This window comes from Variovorax sp. GW531-E2 (assembly GCF_059423125.1).
This window is the reverse complement of the sequence record NZ_JBWKXQ010000053.1, coordinates 22629-47632: the sequence shown is the minus strand read 5'-3', so window position 1 is coordinate 47632 and position 25004 is coordinate 22629. Positions and strand designations below refer to the sequence as shown.

Sequence of the window (25004 nt, the reverse complement as noted above, 5' to 3'; positions counted from 1 at the left end):
TCGACATCGACGAGGTCAATGCTCGACTGAACGCCCGCGAGTGAGCGCGTCAATAACGGTCACCGTCGGACTATTACCAGTATGCCGAGCAGACGGCAACAGATGGCCATCCGGCACTTCAGTGAGTTCCGTCGATTTCGAGCAGGCAAGCAGCCAAACTGAAGGAGCGACCTATGCGCTGCGGTTAACCTCCGGGCGAGCGACTACATCCGGGCTGCAGCCTCTCGTGCATGACGCCGGGCTCCACGTCGACGACCAGGGCAGGATCGAACGTCTTGTTCTCGATCCTGCCGCTCCAGTTCACATAGCCGCGCGGATTGCATACGACGCGGCAAGAGCGAACTCGATAGTCGAACGACTGATGCGTGTGGCCGTGGACGAAGAGCACGGGTACCTCAAAGATTGCCTCTGGAAACTCGTTGACGAAGGCGCCTGAGGCCCAGTCATCGGCGTAGCGCTGCGCAAGTGAACCGCGGTGCGGTGCATGATGCGTCACTACCACCGTCGGTCCGGAGAACGGCTCCGCGAGCTTCTCGCTCAACCATGCTCGCTGCACTTGATGGATCCGAAGCGTATCGGCCGCCTGAAGCTTTCTTCCTTGCTTGTCCCGCCAAGTGTCGGGCTCTGCCGACTCGTCGACCGTGCGGATCAGCGCGTAGTCGTTCAGTAGATTGGTCGCCATCTTCATGGCGCGCCCGACATCGCTGACCGGACCTTCGGGCGTTTCGATGGCGAGCGCGAAGTCGGTCCACAGCGTTGCACCGAGGAAGCGCACGCCATCGATCACCAACTCGTCACCGTCGAGCAGATGGACATTGCTGCCTTCGGCCGAGCGACGCGCTTCGACCAGTGTCGTGTCCAACCGTCCGTCGAAGTACTCGTGATTGCCGGCGACATAGACCACGGGCTTGCCACGAAAGCGATCCGCCGCCCACTGGACGGCGCGCTTGGCCGGCGAATGAATGTCGCCGGCGAGGATGACGACATCGAATTCGAGATCGGGTTCCGACTCGAAGGGCGCGAACTCGAGGTGAAGGTCGGAGAGGATCAGTACTTTCATTGAATCGCCCCTTCAAAGCGCGCGCGAAGCTCGGCACTGGCCTTGTCGTCGAAGCCGACGAACGAGCCGCACATCACCAGATGGTCCTTGCAGTGATCGAACTGCCAGTAGGCATCGTCGAGCGCGACCCATGGCTCATCGACCACCTCATGGATTTGGAGCCAGGCGAGGATTTCTCCTTCACGCTTCCTGTACGGCGGTGGAAGGCCAAAACCCGAATGAGGCGTGGCTCCGAGGATGCGGGCTCTGATGTCGCTGGAGAAAGGCTTCAGCAAGGTCCTGTAGAGAAGCTGCTCGCGCCAGGATGAACTGATCACGATGTTCACGTGCGGGAATTCGCGCAGTAGTGCCTCAAGCCGGGGCAGGAAGCAGAAGTCGACGCCGCCGTTGAGGATGTGATCCTCTCCTTCGGGATGAAGCACGCCGTCGAAGTCGAGAAACAGGATCACGCCGGACCTCCCCGTCCATTTCCATCCAGCGGCCATTCCAGGTGCGAGCCCATGCCGACGGCACGGAACAGCGCCGCGGCGGTAGTCATACGACCCCGCCGTGTTGAATGGCGTTGAGCATCGATCGCACCTTGTCCGACCCGCCCCCGGCTGCGAACGCTGCGGGCGTCTGACCATCAAGCCATTCGTGTGGCTTGTCCAACCAGGCTTGGGCTTTTACGCCGAACACCTGGGCAGCAAGATCAAGCAAGTTTTGCGGGGGACTTCCCAACCCAGTCTCCCCCTGCGGATCCAGCGGCCATGCCAGGTGCGAGCCCTTGTCGACTCCGAAGGCGCGGAACGATGCCGCGGCGGTCGTTAGTCCTTCCGCGAAATAATCGATGTTCTGATGGTGGTGGCCATGGACAACCAGCTGAACGCTGAGCGCCTCGGCGAGCTCGTCGATCACCTGCCAGCCGTGCGGATGAGCCGCCGGCGCCTCGTGCGTCACCAGGATGTCGGCGGGTCCACTCCGCAGCAACTGCTGGAAGTCGTCCGGGAAGATGGTGGAGCGGTGCCGGCGGGCAATGCCGTCTCTCCACCGTTCCTCGCGCTTCATGGTGCGGCGCATGGCGTCGCTCGACTGGAACGCCGCCTGTTCAATCGGTCGCCGCGGATCCCAAATCTTGCTGCGGAAGATACCGCCCAGGCCCGCGACCTTGAACCCGGCGATCTCGACGACCTGTCCATGCAGGTTGCGGTCAGCGAGCTCCGATCCCCACAGGTTGTCGTAGTCCGCATCCGAGTCCGCGTCGTGGTTCCCGTGGATGAACCAGATCTCGGTGAGAGCCAGGATCGGCTGCAGCTCGATGTGCAGAGGCTGGCGCGCCTGGATGTCGCCCAGCAGCACGATCGCCCTGGGCCGCAAGCGCTCGACTGCGGCGATCACGGGTGCGAAGTCGCCGTGCGGATCGCCGAAGATCAGAATCTCAGGGTTAGCACCTGCGGACGGGGGAGGAAAGAGTTGCTTTGGGCTGACCATTCTGGGCTCCTGGATGGAGCCGAATTTGTCAGCTCCTGGACTGGGGAACGAGGATGAGGCGAGGCGATATTGCCGCTGCTATCCGGTTCGAGGTTCGGGTTGAGGTCCGCAAACATATGGCCATGCGCACAGCCGCGCCCGCGTCGGATACGACGCGTCGGGTGATCGCAGCTGAGAAGTTCAACATGGCGTTTGAGGTAAGTCTTGGAGGAACGTTTTCGTCAAGTTCATCTTAGCGGTAGCTACCACATCCGAGCAATCGAAATCGTCAACGCGCGCAAGTCGCTGGACAGCAGCTGTGCTTGGCCCAGCGGGGCCTTCGGCAAGTTGCCATGCATATACAAAGTGCGATTTCGATCCGGAGAAATGGCGCGCTGAGACGGCTTATTTCATGTGGGGAAGGCGATGGCAAATGACTAGCTGTAGCCCAAGACGGAAGTTCCGAATCCACCGCGTGATCAGTTCGTTTTGCGCTCGTGGCGAGCCTCGAACCGCAAGAGGTGCGAGCGCAGCTCCTGAAAGCTATCCTGATCGAACGCAAGCTTTGGATTGGTGAGCACGAGCCGTTCGAAACCTGCTTCAAAGCTCAAGGGCCAATCGTCAAGCGCGGCCCACTCAGTGCCGCTGCGGCCGTTCCCGTCGAGCCAGGCCTGGATCTCCAACTGGCGACGGTTGTGAACGATCACATTGGGGTCAATCTGTGGCGTCGCTCCGATGACTCGGTGCCGGAGGTCAGCGCTGAAATAGCGCTGCAGCTGCTCGATGCCTTCGGCCAACCGCCAATCCGACGAGATGACGACATCGACAGACCTGAACTCGCGAAGGAGCTCTTCCAGAAGCGGCAAATGGCTGAAAAACCTGCTGCTGAACGAATAGTCCGTACCGATCGGGTGAAGCACACCATCTATGTCCAGGAACAGCAGATCGCTGGAATCGCCCGTGTTGCCGGTCGCATCATGGGTCAGCGTCGCTTCTGCCACGGGTATTCGGTCCACTTGAGTTGCCAGGTGTTGAAGTACGCGAAATCGACGGTTCGGGCTTTCTTTCCGCGGCTGACGATGCAGGCCTTGCGCGCATCCGGATCGAACAGGATGCAGGTTTCATCCCAATCGCCCAGCATGCGGCGTGGATCGACCGGGAAGAAGGTCGCGCCCGATGCCTGGCTCTCCGCTTGGAGGAGCGCTTCCCGCCGGGTCTTTGCGCCGTTCGGCGCGACCACCCATACCCAGTAGAGAGGATCGCGGCCACAACTGCCGCGCACAGGAGCGGAAGCGTCATGCACAACCTCTGCGTGCCGGGAACCCGAACAGCCAGGTCTTCGGTGGCAGTCCTGCATTCATCCTGCAAATATCGAGCATCAGATCGCGTCTCTCAAACAGTGACCCTCCAATTTGTACCATACAGACGGGTGCATAAAGTAGGCCACGCAACGAGATTCGTTGCATGCGGTCGACCCAGGATCCTGCGCTGCTGAAAGCCTTTGCGGCCGAGTTGAAGGCTCGGCGGGCGGAGCTTGGCTTCAATCAGGAGGAGTTGGCGTTCGCCGCCGGCCTCAACCGCACCTTCATCGCCAAGCTGGAGACAGCGACGACGAGTCCTTCCCTGACCAGCCTTGTGTCACTCTGCGATGGACTGACAGTGGAGCCGGCGGAGCTGATGCGCTCTCTGATGAAGCGATACAAGAAGGAACTCCGTGCGTAGTCGATTTGGCTATGAGCGCATCGCTATCAGTGTTGAGCAGCGGCTCTCTGAGCTTTCAAGCTTAGATATCCGACCGGTGATGGCTCCGGGAAAGTCGGGTTGTGCGACGCCCCTACCGCGCCTCAGCGCAAACTGGGCTCAGTTGCAAGGGCTCGCAGAGATAGGGTAGACTGCCGACGTGGGTTATGTTGACTGCCGTCCGGACGGACGACATGCTATTAACCAGTCGCAGCATGCCAACAACGATTGGGCTGCGATTCAGGCACAGCGAAAGCTGAACGAACTGAGGTGCTCGCCTGGATGCACTTCGAAGGTTTTTGGGAGGGGCCCATAAACCTGCTCTGTTTACCCGCACTTTTAGCGTCGGAGGCACCGTTCACAGCGGTACCTCCGACAATAGTCTGTCTGGAGTAAACATGGATTCAGCGTCAAAGGTCGCCGACATCACCGAGGTCGTCCGCGAACGTTTCCCTAAGCCCGAGAGAGTTTTGGGCTCCTATCTCGGCTCCTATATTCGACAGCAGTTTCCGGACATCGATCTCAAGATCGACTTCGGGGGACTTCGATCTCTCATTCAAAGCTACTTCCATGAACAGGTCACGGAAGTGGCGCGGCGCGGCTCGGACATCGAGTGGCTTGTAGATTTCACGCAGCCGGCGGGGCCAGATGTGTTCGCAACAGCTTCGCAAGCCGATGATTTGCCGCCATTGCCACCAGTACGCCCAAGACATCGTCCGCTCGTGATCAATGCCTGGCGTGCTCTGGCCAACCCTTCATCGATCATTCGAGCGCGCTGGAATCCTGTAGAGCTACGCCTCGAACTTCTCGCGCCCGATGCGGTTGCGCCCGCAGATCTGCAGGAAGTCCGGTCCGTCACCTATGACGAGCTCAATCACATCACGCAGAGCTTCTTGGCGGCGAAAAACGTGTCGATTCCGGTGGAAAAGGCGGATCCGAGCGAGCCACGCAAGTACGGCCCGCGCATCATGGCGGCTCTGCGGGAGTTGAACCTCTACGACGAGTGGGACGAATATCGGACCGACGCAATTTTGCGTGTGCTCGGCACGCGGCTGCTATCGCTGGGAGCGACGGAGCAGACAACTCGGCAAATACTTTCGGACATAAGAGCATCCAAGCCGCAGCAGACTTCAAAGACACTTCTGGTTGGCGAGCCAGTCTCGATAAACAAGCCGCAGATTTCTCCTCCAATGGACGAAGAGCAGAAATTGCGAGCCTTCTTCGTGCGAGCGATTCAAGCGATGTCGATCGAGGAACTCCGCCAGCTTCGGCTGTCTGGTCATGCGATTGAACTGGCCCTGAAGACTGACTGACCGCGAGTTCCGTATATGTCGACTCGCGCTATGCTGGTCGTGCCTTCCGGCGCACTGGCGACAACCTCCGATGCCGTCACAGCCTTGGCTATCGACGGTTGGAGAGACAAGCTCCTGGTTCATGAGCTGCCAGAAAAAAAGTCAGTGGAGGAAAGCACAGAGTCCGTGCTGGATGCGGCGGCGAATTTCCGAGCTGAAACGATTTTCGTCCCCAAAGGTTTGTCACTCAGTGATCAAACCGTGAAGGATGCTGGCCGCAAGTTGAAGCGGTTGGAAACTTCTTCTCGTGAACTCAGGCGACCCAATTCGAGTGCGTTGAACGCCGTCCTGATGGCAATCAGTCTCGATTTCAGCTCTCGCGCAGTCACCGAGCTTTCGAAATGGGACCATGTCGAGCCGGACCACGCAACCATCCCGTCGGGCAAATGGGCAAATGCACGGGTCGACGCATGGCGGCGACAGTTTCAAGTGATCGATCCGGTCTCCGGGCCGCTGCTGGCGGACGCGATCCTGCGAAGGCTCCAAGTCTCGTTGACCCAACACGCCGTGGAATGTGCAGTGCAGCATGGGCTTCCCGGACCTTACGGCATCATTCAAGACGCAATCGGCAAAAGCTGGGGCGTGATGTCGAACGCTCTAAAAAAAGGTCTGGAGTCGAAAGGCGCACCAGCTGAAATTCTGCCCATCCACGAGGCGGTGACGAAGGGCGCGCGGGACGGACGCTTGGTACGCATCATGGAGGATGGGTTGTTCTCCGCCACGGAGCTGCTGGGAACGGTAGAGAGTCTCGTTGGCGCGCGCGTTGAAGGAGGTGAGGAGCGCCGTCAGAAAACACCTCCGTTGGCCGACGCCGACCACATGCGCGATGCACGCCAGGAATGGGCGTATGGATGTGTGACGGACTACGGCCAAATCATGTTCCATGCGATGGTGAAGGTGTACGGCTTGTCCGGAGCGATGCTGCACGTTCACGCGAAGACACATCGAATCGCAGTTCTGCAGGCGGGTGCAATCCAAACCATGCAAGCTCGGATTTCAGAGCTTGAGCCGGTCTTGGAGCCAACCGCGCACAAAGAGCGCCGTGAGAAGCTCCGCGAATTTCGGGCCGAACTGACGCGGCATATCGTCACCACGCCCTGGTCTATCGAGCCGGAAACGGACACAAAGCTTCATGATTTGTGCCGACGTATCGGCGCTCAGCTCTGGCGGTCATTCCTGCTCACTCGCTATGGCAAGGTCGACGCGGATCGCTGGCCGGACAGCCGCATCGAAAAGTGCGGTTTGGGCATGGAAGGGATGGCTCTTACGTTTGCCTTTGCGCACTCTATCCCGCGAGCATCTTTGCCGGTGCTCTGGGCTACCGGAAAGGTACGTGCCGCAGACGGCGCAGAGATCGACTGGCTCCCTCTGTTCCCGCGCGCCTAGACAAGCATCTACCTTCAGCGGCCGCCTTTGGTCGCCCCAAGCGGTTGGCGCTATCGAGTAACCGAGAGTCTTGTCTTATCCCTGAAAACCGGTATTGCATTCGCTGTGCCTGACGGTAGGCTGTAACGCCTTATTGCAGGAGGAACACCATGTCGGGATCGAGCGGGGGTGGTGGAGGAGGCTTTTCGGACACGAGCACGAGCTGCGAGACGTTGGTCATCGACACGCAGTTGAGCTCGCCAAACGAAGACGTCATTGCGGACATCGAGGTGGGAATCGTTTTGCCGGTGGAGAGTCGGCAAATGGGCGCAACCACTGTCGTGGTGGTCGTGCACAACGGCCAGATTGCAGGCGGGCTCACCGCCCCGCAGCTGCCGCGTCTGCGTGAGTGCATGAATGGCGGCACCGATTACGAGGCAACGGTTCTGTCCAAGTCCAACGGACAGGTTCGCGTACGGGTGCGCCCCGTAGGTCTGTGACGCCGCAGGTCCCGGATGCTTCAGGGCCGAGCCCTGGGGATCTGATCGTTGTCGTAGGTGGGATCTATCACGAGCGATGCATGCGCCCGCGATGGCGGGAGATCTTCGGCTCGGCCGGACGAGCAGCCTCCGCGATCGCCGCGATGCAGGGGGCTGTGGAGCTGCATGGGTATGTGGACGCGCAGGCCGCCGAGGTCGTGACCCATCGGGCGGCGCTGTCTACCCCCTTCATGACCAACGCGACGGTCGCGACCTCGGGCCCAGTGGTGTTCGACTATCACCATGGGCTGGAGACCCCGCGCATTTACGGCGCGGACCAGACGCTCCCCACTCTTCAAGTCCGCTCTCGCAACGTCGTGCGCTTTGGCATGCTGGAGGCTGATGCGCAGGTGCATGGAGATCGGGTTGTCTACGACCCGCAGAACGCGCTGAATCCACAGCCGTTCCATGAGAACGGCTCGAAGGCCGGAGAGCTTGCTCTCGTCCTGAATCAGCACGAGGCATCGCTGATGACGGGGAAAACGGGCGCAACTGTCGAGGAGATGGCCAAGGAGCTGTTGCAAGCGCACGGAGCCAGTGTCGTGGTGATCAAGCGTGGACCGCGCGGCGCGCTTGTCTTCGACGGTACCGATACGCACGTCGTCCCCGCCTATCGGTCGCAAGAGGTGTGGAAGATCGGCTCGGGCGACAACTTCGTCGCTCACTTCGCGCATCACTGGATGCAAGGTGGATTTTCCCCCGCCGAGAGTGCCGATCTGGCCTCGAAGGCCACGGCGTTCTACTGCGAGACCCGAGCGTTTGCGACGCCCAAATCGCTGGCCCAATTCAATCCTGCGCCGCTCGCAGTGTCCGAGCGATATGCCGCGGGTCGACGCCCCACCGTGTATCTCGCCGGACCCTTCTTCACGCTGGCTCAGTTGTGGCAGGTCAAGCAGGCGCGCGACAACCTGAGCAGCATGGGGCTGACCGTATTCTCGCCCTATCACGACGTGGGTCTTGGTTCTGCAGAAGATGTCGTGCTGGCGGATCTGGAGGGCATCAAGAATGCCGATCTGGTGTTTGCCATCGGCGATGGACTTGATTCAGGGACGATCTACGAGATTGGATATGCCCGGGCATTGGGAATTCCTGTCGTCGTCTATTGCGAGAACGAGAGCGAGGAAGACAAGAAGATGCTGGAAGGCTCCGCCTGCGTCCTTGCCAAGGACTATGTGGGCGCGATCTATCAGGCGCTCTGGCTCGCGGCCGCCCTATGAAGACGGCTCTGCTGTTGTCGGGCGGCATGGACTCTCTGAGCATCGCCTGGTGGAAGCGTCCCGATATCGCCATCACCATCGACTACGGGCAACTGGCCGCTGAGGCGGAGTTGCGAGCGTCCAAGACCATCTGCAGGGTTCTGGGCATCGACCATCACATCCTGCGGGTCGATTGTCGCGCACTGGGGTCCGGGGACATGGCTGGAGGCCAAGCGGACCCGAATGCGCCCGCCAGCGATTGGTGGCCCTATCGCAACCAACTTCTGGCCACGCTGGCTGCGATGCGAGCGATCTCTCTTGGCGTCACGCATCTGTGGCTGGGGACAGTAAAGTCCGACGGTAGCCATCGGGACGGGACACCCGAGTTTGTCGACGCGATGAGCAAGTTGCTGAGCATGCAGGAGGGCGGCATTCAAGTGGAGGCTCCGGCCATTGGTCTTTCCACGATCGAATTGGTGCGATTGGCACAAATCCCGCACGACCAACTCGCCTGGGCGCACAGCTGCCACAAGGCCAACGTCGCATGCGCGCAGTGCCGCGGCTGCAATAAGTACTTCGAAGTGCTCGAGGAACTGCGGCATGACCTGGATTGACCTAGGAAATCCGCAGCCTCGCTCGCAGGCGCTGCGCCACACCCCGGTTCAATGGCCGGATGGCGAACGGATCGCTCTGTCGTCCGTGGCGGCATTGCCCTCGCATCATCCCGTCTTCTCGCGCTCCATCGTGGATCTTGCAGCACGGCGGCGCTCGGCACGCGCATTCGCGCCACTGGCGCGCGATAGACTGGGGTGGTTGCTCGAGCTGGTCGACAGGCAGCTGGCGAGCGGAACCGAGGACCTTGGATTTGCACTGACGCAGCGTCCCGCGCCCTCCGCCGGCGCGATCCATCCGGTGCATCTAATTGTCCAGGACCCTGCGCTTTCCGGCTGGCACCGGTATGACCCGGCAGGCCATGCGCTCGTATCCTTGCCGTGCGCGGTCGACGTTTTGGAGGTGCGCCGGCACATGGACGAGCTGGTCGCGGCGCCGACGGCGACGCTCCTTTTACTGGCTGCGGAGCCAAGCAAGACAGCATCGAAGTACGGCAACTCCTGTAGCCTGGTCTGGAGGGACGCAGGCGTCCTGCTTGGCTACCTCAGCATGGCAGCCGAAGCTTTGGATCTGGCCTTTGTGCCGCTGGGCGTCACCGCGGATCCTTGGGTGGGCCGCCTAGTCGATGAGCCGGGCTTGGCGGGTGTCGGCGCGGCGTTGGTGGGCGCGCGCGCGTGACTTGAGCCGCTGCTCATTCGTCAACGGTGGCTTTGCCGCTACAGCCGCTGGCATGCGGGACTTCAGCAGTTCATGCACGGTCGTTTGGGATGACGCCATCTCGAGCCACATGAGGGCGTCAAGTTCGGAGGCTCGTACACCGAGCCCACGCGCAAATGCCAGGAACTGCTGCTCCAGCTTCAGATAGTCGCGTTCCACGGTGAGACCATGCTCGAAGAAGCCGCCTAGCATCCCAGCCCGCAGGATGTGGATGTCGAGGATTGCCACGTCGTCTGCATCCAGCCAGTTGCGAGCGATCCAAGAAGCAGTCTTCGGCCCGATTCCCTGCACCGGAAGCAGCCAGTCCCGTAGTTGCCGACCTGTGGAGGTCGGCGCCGGACTTTCGGCCAGCTTGGTGAACGCCGAGTTCAGGTAACGCGCCTTCTGCTTGGCGAAGCGATAGCGCACCTGCTTGCCGTCCATTTCCATGGGAGCAGACAGTTGCGCCAGCAAATCCGCCTCGCTGGGTACGTCGCCTTCGAGAGAGAGAAGGCCATTGCGCTTGAGATGCCGAAACGCCGCGAGGCCGATGCTCGCGGGAATTCCATGACCGCCAAGCAGACATGCCGCGACCTCTTCGGCAAGGGTGTCGCCGAGACGGTAGCGCACGGTGGTGCCGCTGACCCGGCGCGCTAGGACCTGGTACGCCCAGTACGCAGGACTTGGGAATGCATCGACCGCGCCCCATGAAACGCCAGGGACCACCTCGTTCGTCGAAGGTGGCAGTTCCAGGCGAACTGCGGTTTGCTCAAGAAATATCGCCGCGTGCTGGGTCATGACGATTTACTCGATGCAGAAGTGACGGCCGAGACGTGAGCAGCAGCTCGCAGAAGGCCGGCTAGCGCCTGAGCATGCCGGTCGGTGCCATCCCATGCGTCTAGCACGGCCTTGCGCAGCGCCTCCGCTCCCGAGCTGTTCTCATCCTGGGGTATCGAAATTCCGAAATATTTGCATATTTTTCGGTGGGTCTTGGTGAGCTTGACCGGTTGAGAGAGGGCTCGACTGAGTGTGGACTGAGGGATGTTCATCACTCGAGAAAGTGCAAGCTGATTGAGATCGTTCACCGCCATGGCGTTCTCAATTTGCCGAAGTACATCATTGACGATCATGCATTTATTATTGCATATTGCATGTATGAAATCGCTCGAGCACGCAATCCGCGGCCTCTCCTTCAATGCCTATGAGATGGAGTACGACGCGCAGCTGCGGCGGCTGCTGATGAATAGCAAGGCTGTTCGCGGGGATGATCTGGTCGTTGAAGAACTTTGGATGCCTAGCGGGCGTTGCCGCGCTGACGTTGCGGTCGTCAATCAAGAGCTCACAGGCTTCGAAATCAAGGCCGGCCGCGATCGCCTGGACCGACTGCCGCAGCAGATCGTGGAATACGACAGTCTGTTCAGGTACTCGAACATCGTGACGGTCCCAGCTCACTTGCGAGCGGTCGAAAAGATGGTCCCCGAGACATGGGGTGTCTGGGTGGCGCTGGGCGAAGGCCGGACGCTGCGCTTGCGATGCCTGCGGCCGGCATCCGTCAACTTGTGCAGGGACACGGTCCGCATGGCGCGGCTCCTGACCCGCGAGGAGTGCATCGCCAAGCTGAAGGTGCTGGCAGCGTGCCAAGGCGCATCGAAACTGTCGAAAGAGGTCTTGGTCCAAAAGGTGGGGCGGGCCCTGACCCCGCGAGAGCTGGACTCGTATCTGTGCGAATGCCTGCAGGCGCGCGAAGCGAAACCTCGGATGAGATCTGTCTTCGATGAGGTTGTCGCGGCGCATACGAACGACTCTGAGCGCGATACGCAACAGGAAGAGCCTGCGGCTTTCAGCCTGTGGCACCTCGCTCACATCGGGGTTCTGGGCACGGGGGGAGCGGGAGGTTCGCCCTTGGGCAATGTCGTGGCCACGCGATCACCACATGCGTCATCGCCTGTGAACCTGGAAGCGAGAACCAGGTTGCAGGAACTGCGGGCCGAGTTTGCCGACGTTGCGAAAAGGCGGATCGAAGACACGGGACGGGTCAGGCCCGCGCCGGCCGCATTCAAGCCACTTGGATTCTTTCCGGTAAATCCGCCGCGCAATGAGGGGCGGAGGCGCCCGAGCTGAGGTGGGGTTTGTCGCTCCGGTTTTGATCGCGCAGAATCCAGGCATGGACATCGATGATGACTACGCCGACGAGGGCGAACCCACCCTGCGTGCGCTGCCGCCCCTGCTGTTGCTGAGTGCGCAGACCAAGTGCTGGAAGTGCGGACAACCTGTCAAGGCCGTTGCCTTGGCGGCGCATGCCCTGGAGGAAGATGGCGAGCAGATCGGCCATCCTGCCGATACCGCCGACATGCTCGTCCTGACCGACGTTGGCTTCATGTCCGCGGAGGTCCTGCGCGAACTCGTGCAGCGCAATCCAAACTATTCGAAGCGCTACAGCCATACGGCGGGTGACAGCTACTTCGCCAACAACTGCGATTGCGGAACCTTCACTGGTGACTTCTACCTTCACATGGAGCCGGGCGGTGCGTTCTTTCCGACGACGGTCGAGGAAGCCGCGGGAATCACCGTGGAGCGCCTGGCGTTCAAAGAGCCGATCGATCTCGGTGCTGCATGGGGTTCAGGAACCGGCGATTTCATCCTCGCTCACGCGAGAGTGATCGATGCGCCTGATGCGCAAAGCGCTGGCTAGTCCGCTTGGCCGATAGGCGCGAGGGCGCTCATTTACGGGCGCTCGGATTCTCGGTTTCCTGCCGTAGGCGCTCCGCCTCTTGTGCCAGCGCGGCCGTTTCGACTATCTCTTGTATCGCGATCGGCCCGGTCAGTTCAACTTCGCCAGCCAGCACGCTCTGCAGCGCCTCCCGGCCTTTGCGTCCCGCCAACCAGGCAGATGCCGATGTGATCGATCCGCCTCCGAACTTGGCACGGAGCGCCTTCCCCGCAGCGCGGCTGATCTCGACGAATTGCTCATGGTTCGTTGCAGCCGAAGCGTGCCGAACTACCAGGCAGAACGCTTCAAGCTTGTCCGTTTCGACGCGCAAGCGGCGAGCCTTGGCTTCGCTGGGAGCGGCATAGCCAAGAAGCGCCGGCTCGGAGGCAACGGTGAACAACTGGATCTCACGGCCTTCTTCCCATCCGGAATCGCTGCGCGATATCACCTCGACGGGCCTTCGACGGGCCTTGGCCGACTGTTCGGCCGCGGCACGGGCTTCGCTTGCCTGTTCCGAACGCCACACGAGAAGTGGTGCATGCGTCGTGCCATGGACCGCCCATCGACCGGCGATGTTGAGGCAACGCAGGTAGGTGCTCTGCGATCTGCCGTGCCGCTCAACCTCCAGTGATGCCGATTGATGATCTGCGAGAGAAAGAAGCAGGTACTGTGGAGGCGGCACGGGAGCACGGATTGTCAAATGAGACCTCGATTCGTCGACATGGCATCTAGCGGGTGCGGTTTTTGAGCGGTTCACTCGGCGCGTTAGCTCTCGTCAAGGCGCGCCGCTGAAGATTGAGTGGCGCGGCTAGAAGATCGCCGCTCACGCACGTCGCAGTTCGCCATGATAGAGGGGCAAACTACGTCCAACTATCTTGACATCCATGTCTGCGTACAAAGAACCGCCTCTCCTCGCTTTCGAGCGAGTAAGTAACACCCCTGTGCGAATCGACTGGCTGGGCGATGTGATCACCGTTTTCCATCGGGGTAAAAGGAGCCGGGTCATCAAGGTGGCCTGCTCAAAATGGGAGATCGGCACAGCATGGGGCGGCGCGCAGTATGAAGTTCCTCAGCTCGAAGCATTGGTGCCGATTGCATACCTGCGGCTTTTGCGTGTCGGTGACGTCTGGCACGAAGGCTATCGCGTGGGCGGAGCTCGGCTGCTGCAGAAATCCTTTGCTGGACTTCGAGTCGATCAGACAACGGCCGAGATCGTGCCTTGCGGAGGGGAGTCGTTGTGCTCGGACGGAATGCAGCGGCACGAGATTCCGTTTGCGCACTTCGCGGGGCACAAAGCGCACACGATTTCGCACGCCGTCAAAGTGCGCGTCGACGCAAGAACCAGCCTGCTGGTTTCGTGCACCGAGCTGACGCGCCGGTACTTTGGCGACAGCGGAATTTTGCTCTCGAGGGTGTTCTCGGGCGCATTGGCAGCGCGAACGCTCTACGACCTTGAGACAGCCGAGATCAACAGGTCGACGCGCGTTGCCAATCTTCGGCTGGGCCCGGAGATGCCCTATCACGCAGCATCTGCAATCGCCCGTATTGCCTTCGATCCAGCCGCCAAAAAAGCCTTCCAAGGTCTGGTCAATTCCGGGGTGGCGGCGACCGCGAACAAAAAGCCGTGGCACATCAAGATGGGCTTCCCTATCGACGGCCTCACGGACCTGAATGTGCGCGGACTATGGCTTGAGCGCGGCCCGGATCGTTCGTTCCTGGCTTTGCAGATTCTTTCCTGCTCGCATCCTTTCCCGTTCGAGAAGCTTTTCTACGAACTTCATCCTGGCCAATCGGCGGGCTCGAGTGCGAGGGCACCCGAACAGGGCGATGCCGCGCGCGAGCAGGCAGCTGGGCGCTCCGTCAGCGGTGGTAGTCGCGGTTTGGATGCGGGGCATGCCAACAAGGATCTGTCGCCTCTGATCCTCGACATGGAGGTCGAGCCTTCCGATCCCTTCCCCGACCTGGCATCGAAGAAGCTGTTCCAGGTGCGCAGGGAGCCGATTCCGGCGAGAGAGGCGGCGCAGTCGCAGTCCGATGATCAGCCTCATACCCCGGCGGGTAGCCCGCATTCGAGCGTCGCCCCCCGCGGCGTAGAGGTTGCTGCGGCAAGGCGGATGTACCTGGGAGGCCAGCCGGAGCCGCGGTCGTTGCTTTGGTTGCGCGAGGAGATCGCATACAGCCTGCCCGAAGTTCGGGCCAAGTCGCCGTTCGGAGCCGGCGTCGTAAGCCGTCACCTCATCGATTACGGCCCGCCGTTTCGTCGAAGGATCTCGGCCGTTTGGGCGACGGTATTTCGCTACGAGGCATTGGAAGGAATCGGCCGCAGCTTCCTGTGCACCGTGGTGGAGATGCCAGCCTCGCCTCAAAGCATCGAGTTGCTGATGTTCGACCTTCCGTCGCAGACCCTTGATCGTGAGACCTTCGATCGCCTGGCCTTGCTGAGTTTTGTGCCGGCTGAGAATCTGATCCGGGAAGCGCGGGGAACCGAGTTGCGGATCGGTTGGACGGCGGACAAGTTGGCCGAGAGGGACGGTTCCATGTTGGCTGTGGACATGGTTGAGATGATGCTCGATGCCTTCAATCGCGTGTCGACGAGCAGCCGGCCATCCGGGCATCCCTGACCCCGAATGGTTTGGGGCGGGAGTCGCACGCAACAAGACGGCCGGTATCGTTTCACAGAACTCCCGCACGGACTTCACTCTGACTTCACCTGGGTCGCAGACACTGCCTCTCGACAGTGGTTCGGCGCTGGTAGAGGCTAGGGAGAAAAAACCGCTCAGGGTACCGCCTCGATGCTGGCCACTGTCGCTCTTCATACTTGTGTGAACGGCGGTCAGGAAGCGCGCTTATTCGGCGGTGAGAAGGCGCTTTTGTTCATCGGCGGTGAGAAGGCGCTTTTGTTCATCGGCGGTGAGGTGCCGTTTCCGTGACCGGCGGCGAGGCGGCGGTTTTGCAGTGATCGTTCGTGTGGGATGGGTCGCGCAGCAGGCCGCCCTGCAGGGCGGCCTGCTGCGCGGCGGCGCGTCGTGACGGCCACGGTCCTCTGGGAGGGTGGGCTGCGAGTGCGGTAGAACTCGGGGCATGCCCGAGTCGTAGGCGGGCACGGCGGCGGCCGTTGGCCTGGCAGCTTCATTCCGCACGCCGTGCCCTACAACACGCCGAAGCGGATGCAGCGCCAGTGTATTGCGAACGGGCCGGGCCCGCTCGCAGCAGCGGGGCGCCGCTCTGAGCGGCGAGGTCCTCGGGAGTGACCCCGAGGAGCCTGGCAACTGGTCGACCATCCCGCCCGCCTGTTCGTGTGCGCGCGCTGCCGTGCACAGGTGCTGCTGTGCAGTCGCTGCGATCGCGGCCAGCGCTATTGCGGCCCGGCGTGCTCTCGCGCAGCACGCCAGGACTCGCAGCGCGAGGCCGCACGGCGCTACCAGGCAGGCCGCGCCGGACGCATGGCGCATGCCGAGCGCGCACGCCGCTGGCGCCAGCGACGCCGCGAACGCGAGCGGCCGTGCCACTCAGTGGCCGCGTTGGACACTGCCGCCACCAACATCGTGACGCATCAGGGTTCCCCGATCCCGGCCCTCGGTGCTCCACTGGCCGCGCCTGAGCAAGCCCACGTGCGCGCGCCCTCCGTGTCCGATGCGACGCCGATCGCCTGGCGCTGCCGGCGCTGTGCCGCGGCGCTGTCGCCCTGGACTCGCCAGGGCTTCCTGCGTCACGCCCGCGCTTCACGCTGGCCTGCTCGCCTCATCGATCCCTGTCCGTGAAGGAGACACCTTGGTTATCCATGCCGATCTGAGTGCGCAGATCCTGCGTCTGTACCGCGCCGAGCGCTGGCGCGTAGGCACCATCGCCCGCCAGTTGCATGTGCATCGCGATACCGTGCGGCGCGTGCTCGCGCAGGCCGGCGATCCCGCGCCGGCTTCGCCGCTGCGGCCCAGTCGCATCGATCCGTACCGCGACTTCGTCCTCGCGACCTTGGTCAAGTTCCCCACGCTCACCGCCGCGCGGCTGTTCACGATGGTCCACGAACGCGGCTACCGCGGCAGCCCTGAGCACTTCCGCCATGTCATTGCCGGCATGCGCCCGCGCCCAGCGGCCGAGGCCTTCCTGCGGCTGCGCACCCTTGCGGGTGAGGCCGCCCAAGTTGACTGGGCTCATTTCGGTCACCTGCAGATCGGCCGTGCACGCCGACCGCTGATGGCCTTCGTGATGGTGCTGAGCTACTCGCGGCGTATCTTCCTGAGGTTCTTCCTCGATGCCCGGATGGACAGCTTCCTGCGCGGCCATGCCGAGGCCTTTATCGCCTATGGCGGGTGCGCGAGGGTCCTGCTCTACGACAACCTCAAGAGCGCCGTACTCGAGCGCGTAGGCGACGCCGTGCGCTTCAACCCCGAGCTGCTCAAGTTCGCCGCCCATCATTGCTTCGAGCCGCGCCCGGTGGCCATCGCGCGCGGGAACGAGAAGGGCCGGGTCGAGCGCGCCATACGCTACGTTCGCGACAGCTTCTTCGCCGCCCGTGCCTTCATCGACCTGGACGATCTGAACGCTCAGGCGCGCGCCTGGTGCGAGGGCCAGGCGTCGCAGCGGCGCTGGCCGGAGGATTCACGCCTGAGCGTGAACGATGCCTTCGAGGTCGAGCGATCGAGCCTGCTGGCGTTGCCCGAGCGCGAGTACCCGCTGGGCGAGCGCGTGGCCGTGCAGGTGGGCAAGACACCCTACGTGCGGTTCGACCTGAACGACTACACGGTGCCGCACACCCATGTGCGGCGCACGCTGTCGGTGCTTGCCGATGACCGGCGCATGCGCGTCTTCGACGGGGCACAGGAAGTCGCCTCGCACCCGCGCAGCTATGACAGCGGCCAACAGATCGAGGATCTGGCCCATATCCAGGCGCTGGTGGAGCGCAAGCGCGCCGCCCATGCGCATCGCGGCACCGATCGGCTCGCCCATGCTGCGCCGGGGGCGCTCGCGTTGCTCAAGGCGGCGGCCGCGCGCGGCCACAACCTGGGCACCATCACGGCCGCGCTGCTGCGCTTGCTCGATCGCTATGGCGCCGCGCCCCTGCAGGCGGCCATCGGCGAAGCGCTCAAACGCGATGTGCCACACCCCAACGCCGTGCGCCTGGCACTGGAGCGCGCCCGCGAGGAGCAGGGCCTGCCGCCGCCCACCGAGCTGCGCCTGAGCGAGGAGGTCGCCCGGCGCGACGCGCCGGTGCGCTCGCACGCGCTGGCGTCGTACGACCAGATCGTGCAGGCCTCACAGCCCGACCAAGGAGATCGCCGCGATGAGTGAGACACCGATGAACGCCGCCGAGTTGCGCGAACAGGCCCAGGGCCTCCGTCTGCATGGGCTTCTGGCCCATTGGTCCGAGGTGATGGCCGACGCCGATGCGGCGCAGCGCATCGCGCAGTGGCTGCGCTGGGAGCTCCAGGAACGCGGCCGACGAAGCCTGGAGCGGCGCCTTCGCGATGCGCACATCGGGCAATTCAAGCCCGTCGCCGACTTCGACTGGAGCTGGCCCACGCAGATCGATCGCGCAGCCATCGAGGAGCTCATGACGCTGCAGTTCCTCGCCGATGCCACCAACGTCGTGTTCGCCGGCCCCAACGGCGTGGGCAAGACGATGTGCGCCTGCAACCTGGGCTACCAGGCCGTGCTGGCAGGACATACGGTGCTGTTCGTCACCGCCGGGCAGTTGCTCGGCGACCTCGCGGCGCTGGACAGCGACTCGGCCCTGCGCAGCAGGCTGCGCCGCTATGCCGCGCCCGATCTGCTGCTCATCGACGAGGTCGGCTACCTGTCCTACTCCAACCGCCACGCCGACTTGCTCTTCGAGCTGGTCAGCCGCCGCTACCAGCACAAGAGCACCGTGGTCACAACGAACAAGGCGTTTGCCGACTGGGGCGAGGTCTTCCCCAACGCAGGGTGCGTCGTCTCGCTCGTGGACCGCCTCATGCACCGCGCCGAGGTCGTGCGCATCGAGGGCCAGTCCTATCGCGCCAAGGAAGCTCAGGAGCGCCTGGCTGCGCGTTCCAGGCAGCGCGCAGGCAAACCTGTCAGGAGCAAGAAGTCATGATGTCCGAGCGCGAACAACCACCAACGCTTCCCACCAACTGGACTGCCGAGCAGGCCCTGGCCGTCTTCGAGTGCCTGCGCGTGCTGCGCGAGCAGCTGTGGAGAATCTACGGCCGCGACGTCCAGCAGGCCTGGTACGACCAGCTCGTGCACGACGAGCCGCCTGCGTCCTTCGATCCGGACGAGCCGTTCTGAACCCCGCTCACCCAACCAGGGCCCCGCAAGGGGCCCTCTTCCATTGCGCCTCAACCACCTGCAAAACCGCATCCTCACCGCCGAATAGCAGCGGATTTACACCGCCGCCAACATACTTGGACCCGCCCGATAAATACCGGCATTGAATCAGAGCGGCACAATGCGGTCATGCCAAATATTGCATCTATCCTCAAAGCCGAAATCTCCCGCGTCGCTCGCAAAGAAGTGCGTGCGGAGATAGAAACGCTCAAGAAAGCATCAGTCGCGCATCGTGCATCCATTGCCGAGTTACGTCGACAAGTGAATGCGCTCGAGAAGGAACTGCGTCGCGTCGCAAAGGGAGCGACGCGATCCGCCGCAGTTTCTGTTTCGGACGACGAAGCTGCAGCAGGCACGAAGCGCAGATTCAGCGCAACTAGGCTGGCGGCACACCGCGCAAAGCTTGGACTGTCCGCTGCGATCTACGGACAGTTGGTTGGCGTGTCCGGGCAGACGATCTACCACTGGGAACAAGGAAAGGCGCGCCCGCGGGCAGCCCAACTTGAGAATCTTGGGGCAATGCGAGAACTCGGCGCGCGTGAGATAGCGGAACGCCTAAGCGCGTCATCGGACTAAGAACGAGAGCGGTCCAACGGATTTATTTCGGGCTAACCCCCACATGGACATATCCAGTAGCGTCCTTGACATCTGCCACGTTCAGGTCTGCTGTTTCCGAACTTGACGCATCAGCGACTCGCGAGCCCGTGGCGTACAACGTCTGAGCAGACCACCCTAAGGTCCCAGCAATGCATTTGCCCTGCTTCCAAAATCCCCTATCCGATTGAACACAACGATGCGTTGATTGTTGGTCAGGACTGGAAACTTCGACACAAGCATATGCTCGATTTCATCGAGACCTAGCTTATTCTTCAGCAAATCCTCGCGCTTGTGCTCTTTGACCAAGGCGCGCTCATAGGAACGAACGAGCGCGAGGTTGTAGCGAGCGAAGCTTGTAGCGTTGGAATCCACGCGCTCAAGATCGATGAAATTGTTCTTGCACTGCACATTCCAGATAACCCCATCGCGCGTGGTCACCACATCGAATTCCTTGCGATTGATCCTGACGATGTCGTGAACCTTGAAGCCCTGGCTCGCCAGTTGCTGCTTGACCTGCTCTTCAAAGATAAATCCAGCGCGAATCTGAAACCGCTTCTGACGTTCAAGCACTCGAGCACGCCAAAAATAAATGAACCGGCTTAGCAACGTGACCGTCGATATGTAGCGCTGACCTAGCAATACAAACGGTGAATACGTCGACAGGCATTTCATGTAGCTGTCCGAGTTGCAGATGAGCTCGGCGCGAAGCGCTGGGGACGCGCCGCATTCATCCATAAGGCGGCCCAAATTTTCTGGCGAGATCTGGACCCAGAAATCCGCTCGATGTAGTCGACGGATAAGCGCCTCACGAGTGCCGCCGCTGTACTGAACTCCGTCTCGCGGAGCCCGAATTCTGCGTAGGCCGCTTCGCTGAACAGGATGTCATTTCGCAGTTCTGCGGCAGAAAATAGCCGGTCCTCTTGCAGCGGCTCCTTCTTGGAAGCGAGCATTTCCTGCTCTCGTTCGAGGAACTCCATCTCGATAATGGATGCGCGCTCCGGCTCGAGGAACTGCGCGTCCAGCATTGCCAAATCAGCTTCAGGATCGTCAGGAATGCTGAGCCGCTCCTGAGCAAGCTTGATCATCAGGCTGTACTGCGTGCCCATCATCGGAACTCCATCGAACTCAATGATCGGCAAGATGAAATTGAGCGTGTTAAGTAGAGTGACTTTGCGGGATCCACGGCACGCGGATGGTAGAAGATGCAACAGGCCTACGAAATGGCGGCGGCGCGACTGGAGATAACCGATCATCGAGCCAACGGTTTGAAATGCGCTTCTCGCCTCGGCCGCTCCGTGCGCGACGAAGCTCGTACCAATGGCAGAACCTAAAACCACTAGGTTGCGGAATCGATTTGCGAACGGAGTGCTAAATCGAGATTCGAGCCTCTGGTAGACCGCTTGCAACTGTAGGGGGCCGTTGACGATCTCAAGGACCGGGAGTGAAAAGAGTTGGGCTTCAAAGGCGGCGTCCCTCCAGTCCACCGTCATCAGATTGATCATCTCTTCGATCGCTCGCAAACTGTCCAGCCAAAGGCAGACAGCAGACTCGGCGTCGTACGGCGCAAGGCTCGACCTGACGCGCGCCTGCAACTGGGACAGTTCATTCTCGAGATCCTCTCGAGATGGTGTTCCGTCTAAATATGCTTCAGTACTTCTCAACGTTGCGCCTCAAGTTGATCGGTATGAGAAAAAAGTGTTGGCGACAATGCCTCAAGGCCTCTTCCCAAGCTTCTGTAAACCATCGGTAATGACGTGAACCGATCACACGGTTTGCGGCGCCAGGCCGATCGAATCAGCTCGAGGATTGCTTGGAAATCTGATCCAAGAGTGCTCGAACTCGGTCTTTGGCGCTCACGGTACTCGGGTCCAATGCGGGGGCATTCAACTTGCCCAGTGCATCGTCGATACACACATCCGCGCTACGCCGAAATTCCATATCCCGATCCCTGCCCGGGCCGAGTGGAATCGACCCGTCCAATCGAGTTTTGAGGAGCAGCGCGTAGCGCTTTGTGTGATGTGCCGCGACGTCGTAAAGATAAGAACGGTGCTCGGCGGTTATGGATCTGCTCGTCGCAATGAGCGCAGCTTCGAGGTACCCGAGCGCATCAGGTACGGGGCGATCCACGATCACCAACTGTGCCTTCAGACCAGCCTCCAGTTCAGCTTTAATCACCGAGGTGATGATCCACAACGTACTCTCGAACGTGTGGTCTCTCAGTATTGGAAAGCCCGCATCCTGGCACTTCGTCGCCGTGTCACTGATGACCGCAACAGTTATCCCGAGCCCTTGAGCCATTTCTTGCACGGCTTCGACGAATGTTGTTTTTCCGGTGGAATGGGTGCCCGCAATACCGATAAAGACAGTCATCAAAAGAGATCTCCTTGTTGAGCTTGAAGAGCAGGGTCGTCAGCACTTGCACCGAGCCGTGCGAGAGTGAGCAGGTCCATGGACCTCACTCGATCAAGCTTAGACATCAGATGCAGAAAAAGCCTTGCGGTCATGCTCGCGTCCTCCTTGGCACGATGTCGTGCCATGGAAGATTCACCGAAGACATAGCTACAAAGCTCACCCAGCGCATAGCTTGGGGCACTAGGAAAAACGTGTCGAGAAAGTCTCAGCGTGTCGATGCACGTCCCCGGGTGCCAGTTAATGAGCTGCCGCTTCATTAGCGTGAGGTCGACCCCGACGTGATGCCCGACGACAACTGCCGAACCCAACTCGTTTTTCAGGTCCGAAGCGATGTCCGCAAAGGGTGGCTGATTCACCAAGTCGACATTCGTGATTCCATGCACGCGCGTAGCGTGCGGGGTTACTGGCACTGCGGGTCGAACAGTCCAGTCGCGCAAGGTCTCAATTTTCCCATCGAGGATATGTATGACGGCGATCTCGACCAGCTCTTGTGGCGAGCCGCCATTGCCCTCGACGTCAAGGACGACAAAATGACACTGAGACCAATGCGGATTGACCATCGGAAGCTTAGTCAGTCGGCCGATCACCGGGCTGAGACATGCCGGTCTCCAGCTCCTCGCGACCCGGCTCTTCGGCATATTGTTCGGCTTCGGCACGCCGAATGCTGTGCAGCAAATTCGAGCGCTCGGCCGCGGGTAGCGGTTCGAGCCAGCCAGCCATTGCATCGGATTTCAGCGATGAAATGAGTCCAGTCAACCGGACTACTCTTTCGGCCACGACGATGGAGTCGACTTGATCGGCCATTCCCATGGCAGGCGTGTTAGGTCTCGCAGAGAACGGAATAGCCACGTTGATGTGAAAGTTCAGAGCTTTCATCAGAGCCTCGGTCGCCAGGAAGTCTGCTTCTTCTTCGCCCGGAAAGCCGACCATCCAGTTGCTGTAGAGCACGGTGGATGTGCTTTCCCGGAACAACTGCAGCGCTTGGGCCAGACGCTCGATGTCGTAGCCGCGGTTCATTGCCTTGAGGATGCGGGGCGATCCACTTTGAAGCGAAATGTATAGCAAGCGAAGACGGTTTGCGCGCCCACAAGCGAGCAGCCGGTCTACATACTTCAAGAAGGGCTTGGGCTCTATGTAGCGGATCGAAAGAGTGACCTCGTCGTCCAGAGCGAGCACCTCTTGGATCAGTTTGCCAAGATCTATGCCCTCGATGCCAACGCCATAGTTGCCGACCTCATCGCCGATCAACACAAGGTGTTTCTTCCCCGCTGCGATTGCTGCCCTGGCCTTGTCGAGCACGTCCATTAAAGGCACTGACTCGAATGCGCCACGCCCTTGAGGGATATTGCAGAAGCTGCACTTGTACAAGCAACTGCGCGTGACCGTGATCATCTCGGTCGGGTCACTTTCTTCATAGAAGACGAACCCTTTGGTCGTACGCCGATACTCGCGCTCGATCTGGGTCCCGAGCTTTCGGTCGACCTCTTGCAGCTGCGCGACCACAGCAGCTTTCGCGGCACCAACTCGGCGACGAAGGTTCTGAAGTCCGTTCGGACGCGCGGATTCGAAATGAACGGAAGAGTTTTGAGAGAGCTTGCGATCCATGGCCGCGAACGCCATGCCTGTGCTGGTCGCAAGAATGTCCTTCATAGGACGAAAGCTCAACGTCTTTGTTGGCAGGCGAGCAGCGATGGTCTGAGCGCTCGTATTGGCTGCACAGCCTGTGACGGTCACCGTTGCGTGGGGCGCGCGAGTCTGGGCCTCAGCTATCTGCGAGACAGCATCGTCTACCCAGTGTTCACGAACGGAGCAGCCGGAAAAAATGATCTCGTCTGCCAATTCCGGCCTGTCGACGATCTCAAATTCTGCCTGCGCGAGGCCGGCTTGAAGCACGTTCAAGTCGTACGCTGCGTTCAAGCAGGTGTTGTGGGCGAAAAATACCTTCTTCTTTGGCAAACCGGCCTCCTTATTTCGTGGATTTGAGAGCGGTGCTCCGACCAGTTTGCCCGCCGACATCATCGTAACGAAATACTGCAAGTTGGCATTTGGTCACGAATGGAAATTTGGCGAGACAGCCAAAAACGGCCGCACCGGACGTCGGCGTCATTGCCGTCAAGACTGGCTATCGGGACCTATTCAGCATGGGTTTCATCGGGTCGGTTCGCGCACGGAGACATCGCTTACTCGGCGCGGCAGATCTAGCTCGAAACCGCTGTCTGGCGATCCATTGTTTAAAGTCGGCATGGCCCGACTACAAATGACTTGGAGAAAAGTGTCTACTCACTTTCTAGTAAAAATTTCTCAAATAGCTCGAAATTCTCAAATAGCTGAGAGTTTTCTCAATTAGCGAAACACGGACCATTTGCAAAGGAGAAGGATCTGGTGGCGTTGGGCGAGAAGATCTACCGGGGCGGTATCGGTGACCGCGCCGTTCCGGCTTGCGCGGGTTGCCACAGTCCCAACGGAGCGGGCATTCCGATCCAGTACCCACGTCTGGGCGGACAGCACGCGGAGTACATCGCTGCGCAACTGACGGCTTTTCGGGATGGAACGAGATTGAACAGCGTGCCAATGAACGGCGTGGCAGCACGCTTGAACGACCGTGAAATCAGAGCGGTGTCCGACTACATCGCAGGCCTGCACTAGCGGTCTTGATGGCGTTCTTTCACTGACACGGAGCACCCCATGTACGTGACAGGACGCTGGGTTTCCGAGAACGTGGTGAGCACCATGTTCGTGGCTTGGCTGATCGGCGTGGGTGTCTTCCTCTGCATCCTGTTCTGGCAACGCCGCAAGTACCGAGGCAAGACGGGTGGTGTGCCGCGAGCATCCTCACGCACACGCAAATCCCGCGCGGCCCGGCGCCGCCGCCGAAACGGCCGATGAATTTTCGCGATCAGTCTGGCGCAACCGGGTCGGCGTCCGACAGACAGCCTCGCGAGCGTGGGCGAATCTCCGGGAGGCCATTCA

The 25004-nt window shown here is 61.0% G+C and carries 30 protein-coding genes and 1 pseudogene; 17 read left to right on the top strand and 14 right to left on the bottom strand.

Annotated features, from left to right (window positions below; genetic code table 11):
• Nucleotides 1-184: 184 nt before the first annotated feature.
• The 5 genes from AC07XP_RS24610 to AC07XP_RS24590 all read right to left on the bottom strand — a co-directional run bounded on the left by AC07XP_RS24610 (nt 185) and on the right by AC07XP_RS24590 (nt 3812).
• Nucleotides 185-1060 (bottom strand): metallophosphoesterase, encoded by an 876-nt coding sequence (locus tag AC07XP_RS24610; protein WP_495266158.1) that lies wholly within the window; start codon nt 1058-1060, stop codon nt 185-187.
• A complete protein-coding gene (locus tag AC07XP_RS24605) occupies nt 1057-1509 on the bottom strand; it encodes an HAD domain-containing protein (protein WP_495266157.1) in 453 nt (150 codons plus the stop codon). Before AC07XP_RS24605 ends, AC07XP_RS24610 begins: the two co-directional genes overlap by 4 nt.
• Before the next feature lie 85 nt (nt 1510-1594).
• A complete protein-coding gene (locus AC07XP_RS24600; RefSeq protein WP_495266156.1) occupies nt 1595-2530 on the bottom strand; it encodes a metallophosphoesterase in 936 nt (311 codons plus the stop codon).
• A gap of 458 nt (nt 2531-2988) precedes the next feature.
• A complete protein-coding gene (locus AC07XP_RS24595; RefSeq protein ID WP_495266155.1) occupies nt 2989-3510 on the bottom strand; it encodes an HAD domain-containing protein in 522 nt (173 codons plus the stop codon).
• Entirely contained in the window at nt 3492-3812 is a 321-nt protein-coding gene (locus tag AC07XP_RS24590; protein ID WP_495266154.1) for a hypothetical protein, read from the bottom strand. Before AC07XP_RS24590 ends, AC07XP_RS24595 begins: the two co-directional genes overlap by 19 nt.
• Before the next feature lie 161 nt (nt 3813-3973).
• Here AC07XP_RS24590 and AC07XP_RS24585 point away from each other — a divergent pair, with 161 nt between their 5' ends.
• From AC07XP_RS24585 to AC07XP_RS24575, 3 genes are all read left to right on the top strand, one after another.
• Nucleotides 3974-4231, top strand: coding sequence for a helix-turn-helix domain-containing protein (locus AC07XP_RS24585; RefSeq protein ID WP_495266153.1), 258 nt, complete (start codon nt 3974-3976; stop codon nt 4229-4231).
• A 416-nt stretch (nt 4232-4647) separates the two neighbouring features.
• A complete protein-coding gene (locus AC07XP_RS24580; RefSeq protein WP_495266152.1) occupies nt 4648-5562 on the top strand; it encodes a hypothetical protein in 915 nt (304 codons plus the stop codon).
• A 30-nt stretch (nt 5563-5592) separates the two neighbouring features.
• Nucleotides 5593-6987 carry a phosphoribosyltransferase-like protein gene (locus AC07XP_RS24575; protein ID WP_495266151.1) on the top strand — a complete coding sequence of 465 codons (1395 nt, stop codon included), beginning with the start codon at nt 5593-5595 and terminating at the stop codon, nt 6985-6987.
• 130 nt (nt 6988-7117) lie between these two features.
• Here the strand turns inward: AC07XP_RS24575 and AC07XP_RS24570 are convergent, their stop codons facing one another.
• Nucleotides 7118-7243 (bottom strand): hypothetical protein, encoded by a 126-nt coding sequence (locus AC07XP_RS24570; protein ID WP_495266150.1) that lies wholly within the window; start codon nt 7241-7243, stop codon nt 7118-7120.
• Between the two features lie 46 nt (nt 7244-7289).
• On the opposite strand from AC07XP_RS24570, the gene AC07XP_RS24565 reads away from it, so the two are divergent.
• The 4 genes from AC07XP_RS24565 to AC07XP_RS24550 all read left to right on the top strand — a co-directional run bounded on the left by AC07XP_RS24565 (nt 7290) and on the right by AC07XP_RS24550 (nt 9991).
• Entirely contained in the window at nt 7290-7466 is a 177-nt protein-coding gene (locus AC07XP_RS24565) for a hypothetical protein (RefSeq protein ID WP_495266149.1), read from the top strand.
• A gap of 80 nt (nt 7467-7546) precedes the next feature.
• Nucleotides 7547-8722: a PfkB family carbohydrate kinase gene (locus tag AC07XP_RS24560; protein ID WP_495266148.1), complete on the top strand. Its 1176-nt coding sequence runs from the start codon at nt 7547-7549 to the stop codon at nt 8720-8722.
• A complete protein-coding gene (locus AC07XP_RS24555; protein ID WP_495266147.1) occupies nt 8719-9315 on the top strand; it encodes a 7-cyano-7-deazaguanine synthase in 597 nt (198 codons plus the stop codon). The genes AC07XP_RS24560 and AC07XP_RS24555 overlap by 4 nt, the downstream gene beginning before the upstream one ends.
• Complete coding sequence (locus AC07XP_RS24550) at nt 9302-9991, top strand: nitroreductase family protein (RefSeq protein ID WP_495266146.1); 690 nt, start codon at nt 9302-9304, stop codon at nt 9989-9991. Before AC07XP_RS24555 ends, AC07XP_RS24550 begins: the two co-directional genes overlap by 14 nt.
• Here AC07XP_RS24550 and AC07XP_RS24545 read toward each other — a convergent pair.
• Both AC07XP_RS24545 and AC07XP_RS24540 read right to left on the bottom strand, forming a co-directional pair.
• Nucleotides 9932-10807 (bottom strand): 8-oxoguanine DNA glycosylase, encoded by an 876-nt coding sequence (locus AC07XP_RS24545; RefSeq protein WP_495266145.1) that lies wholly within the window; start codon nt 10805-10807, stop codon nt 9932-9934. The genes AC07XP_RS24550 and AC07XP_RS24545 overlap by 60 nt on opposite strands.
• Nucleotides 10804-11139 carry a hypothetical protein gene (locus AC07XP_RS24540; RefSeq protein ID WP_495266144.1) on the bottom strand — a complete coding sequence of 112 codons (336 nt, stop codon included), beginning with the start codon at nt 11137-11139 and terminating at the stop codon, nt 10804-10806. Before AC07XP_RS24540 ends, AC07XP_RS24545 begins: the two co-directional genes overlap by 4 nt.
• Here AC07XP_RS24540 and AC07XP_RS24535 point away from each other — a divergent pair.
• Both AC07XP_RS24535 and AC07XP_RS24530 read left to right on the top strand, forming a co-directional pair.
• Nucleotides 11138-12130, top strand: a complete 993-nt coding sequence (locus AC07XP_RS24535) for a sce7726 family protein (RefSeq protein WP_495266161.1) — start codon at nt 11138-11140, stop codon at nt 12128-12130. The genes AC07XP_RS24540 and AC07XP_RS24535 overlap by 2 nt on opposite strands.
• Nucleotides 12131-12173: 43 nt before the next feature.
• Nucleotides 12174-12701 (top strand): hypothetical protein, encoded by a 528-nt coding sequence (locus AC07XP_RS24530; RefSeq protein WP_495266143.1) that lies wholly within the window; start codon nt 12174-12176, stop codon nt 12699-12701.
• A 28-nt stretch (nt 12702-12729) separates the two neighbouring features.
• Here AC07XP_RS24530 and AC07XP_RS24525 read toward each other — a convergent pair whose 3' ends face one another.
• Nucleotides 12730-13401 carry a hypothetical protein gene (locus AC07XP_RS24525; RefSeq protein WP_495266142.1) on the bottom strand — a complete coding sequence of 224 codons (672 nt, stop codon included), beginning with the start codon at nt 13399-13401 and terminating at the stop codon, nt 12730-12732.
• Between the two features lie 202 nt (nt 13402-13603).
• Between AC07XP_RS24525 and AC07XP_RS24520 the strand changes: the two genes are divergently transcribed.
• From AC07XP_RS24520 to AC07XP_RS24495, 6 genes are all read left to right on the top strand, one after another.
• The gene (locus AC07XP_RS24520; RefSeq protein WP_495266141.1) at nt 13604-15340 is read left to right on the top strand and encodes a hypothetical protein; all 1737 of its coding nucleotides are present in this window, start codon (nt 13604-13606) and stop codon (nt 15338-15340) included.
• Between the two features lie 171 nt (nt 15341-15511).
• The gene (locus AC07XP_RS24515) at nt 15512-15649 is read left to right on the top strand and encodes a hypothetical protein (RefSeq protein ID WP_495266140.1); all 138 of its coding nucleotides are present in this window, start codon (nt 15512-15514) and stop codon (nt 15647-15649) included.
• A gap of 841 nt (nt 15650-16490) precedes the next feature.
• Complete coding sequence (istA, locus tag AC07XP_RS24510; RefSeq protein WP_301505348.1) at nt 16491-18008, top strand: IS21 family transposase; 1518 nt, start codon at nt 16491-16493, stop codon at nt 18006-18008.
• Nucleotides 18001-18792: an IS21-like element helper ATPase IstB gene (istB, locus tag AC07XP_RS24505; RefSeq protein WP_301505346.1), complete on the top strand. Its 792-nt coding sequence runs from the start codon at nt 18001-18003 to the stop codon at nt 18790-18792. The genes istA and istB overlap by 8 nt, the downstream gene beginning before the upstream one ends.
• Nucleotides 18789-18986 (top strand): hypothetical protein, encoded by a 198-nt coding sequence (locus AC07XP_RS24500; RefSeq protein ID WP_301512338.1) that lies wholly within the window; start codon nt 18789-18791, stop codon nt 18984-18986. Before istB ends, AC07XP_RS24500 begins: the two co-directional genes overlap by 4 nt.
• Before the next feature lie 168 nt (nt 18987-19154).
• Nucleotides 19155-19601: a helix-turn-helix domain-containing protein gene (locus AC07XP_RS24495; RefSeq protein ID WP_495266139.1), complete on the top strand. Its 447-nt coding sequence runs from the start codon at nt 19155-19157 to the stop codon at nt 19599-19601.
• A 156-nt stretch (nt 19602-19757) separates the two neighbouring features.
• Here AC07XP_RS24495 and AC07XP_RS24490 read toward each other — a convergent pair whose 3' ends face one another.
• From AC07XP_RS24490 to AC07XP_RS24470, 5 genes are all read right to left on the bottom strand, one after another.
• Nucleotides 19758-20192 (bottom strand): hypothetical protein, encoded by a 435-nt coding sequence (locus AC07XP_RS24490; protein WP_495266138.1) that lies wholly within the window; start codon nt 20190-20192, stop codon nt 19758-19760.
• Nucleotides 20193-20290: 98 nt separating this feature from the next.
• Nucleotides 20291-21124: a hypothetical protein gene (locus AC07XP_RS24485; RefSeq protein WP_495266137.1), complete on the bottom strand. Its 834-nt coding sequence runs from the start codon at nt 21122-21124 to the stop codon at nt 20291-20293.
• 292 nt (nt 21125-21416) lie between these two features.
• Complete coding sequence (locus AC07XP_RS24480; protein ID WP_495266136.1) at nt 21417-21992, bottom strand: AAA family ATPase; 576 nt, start codon at nt 21990-21992, stop codon at nt 21417-21419.
• Nucleotides 21992-22594, bottom strand: coding sequence for a 3'-5' exonuclease (locus AC07XP_RS24475; protein WP_495266135.1), 603 nt, complete (start codon nt 22592-22594; stop codon nt 21992-21994). Before AC07XP_RS24475 ends, AC07XP_RS24480 begins: the two co-directional genes overlap by 1 nt.
• Before the next feature lie 7 nt (nt 22595-22601).
• Nucleotides 22602-24071, bottom strand: a complete 1470-nt coding sequence (locus AC07XP_RS24470) for a radical SAM protein (RefSeq protein WP_495266134.1) — start codon at nt 24069-24071, stop codon at nt 22602-22604.
• A gap of 324 nt (nt 24072-24395) precedes the next feature.
• Here AC07XP_RS24470 and AC07XP_RS24465 point away from each other — a divergent pair.
• Nucleotides 24396-24680 (top strand): annotated as a pseudogene (locus AC07XP_RS24465) (c-type cytochrome); the annotation flags it as partial.
• Nucleotides 24681-24719: 39 nt separating this feature from the next.
• Nucleotides 24720-24920, top strand: a complete 201-nt coding sequence (locus tag AC07XP_RS24460) for a hypothetical protein (protein WP_495266133.1) — start codon at nt 24720-24722, stop codon at nt 24918-24920.
• The last annotated feature ends 84 nt before the right edge of the window (nt 24921-25004 follow it).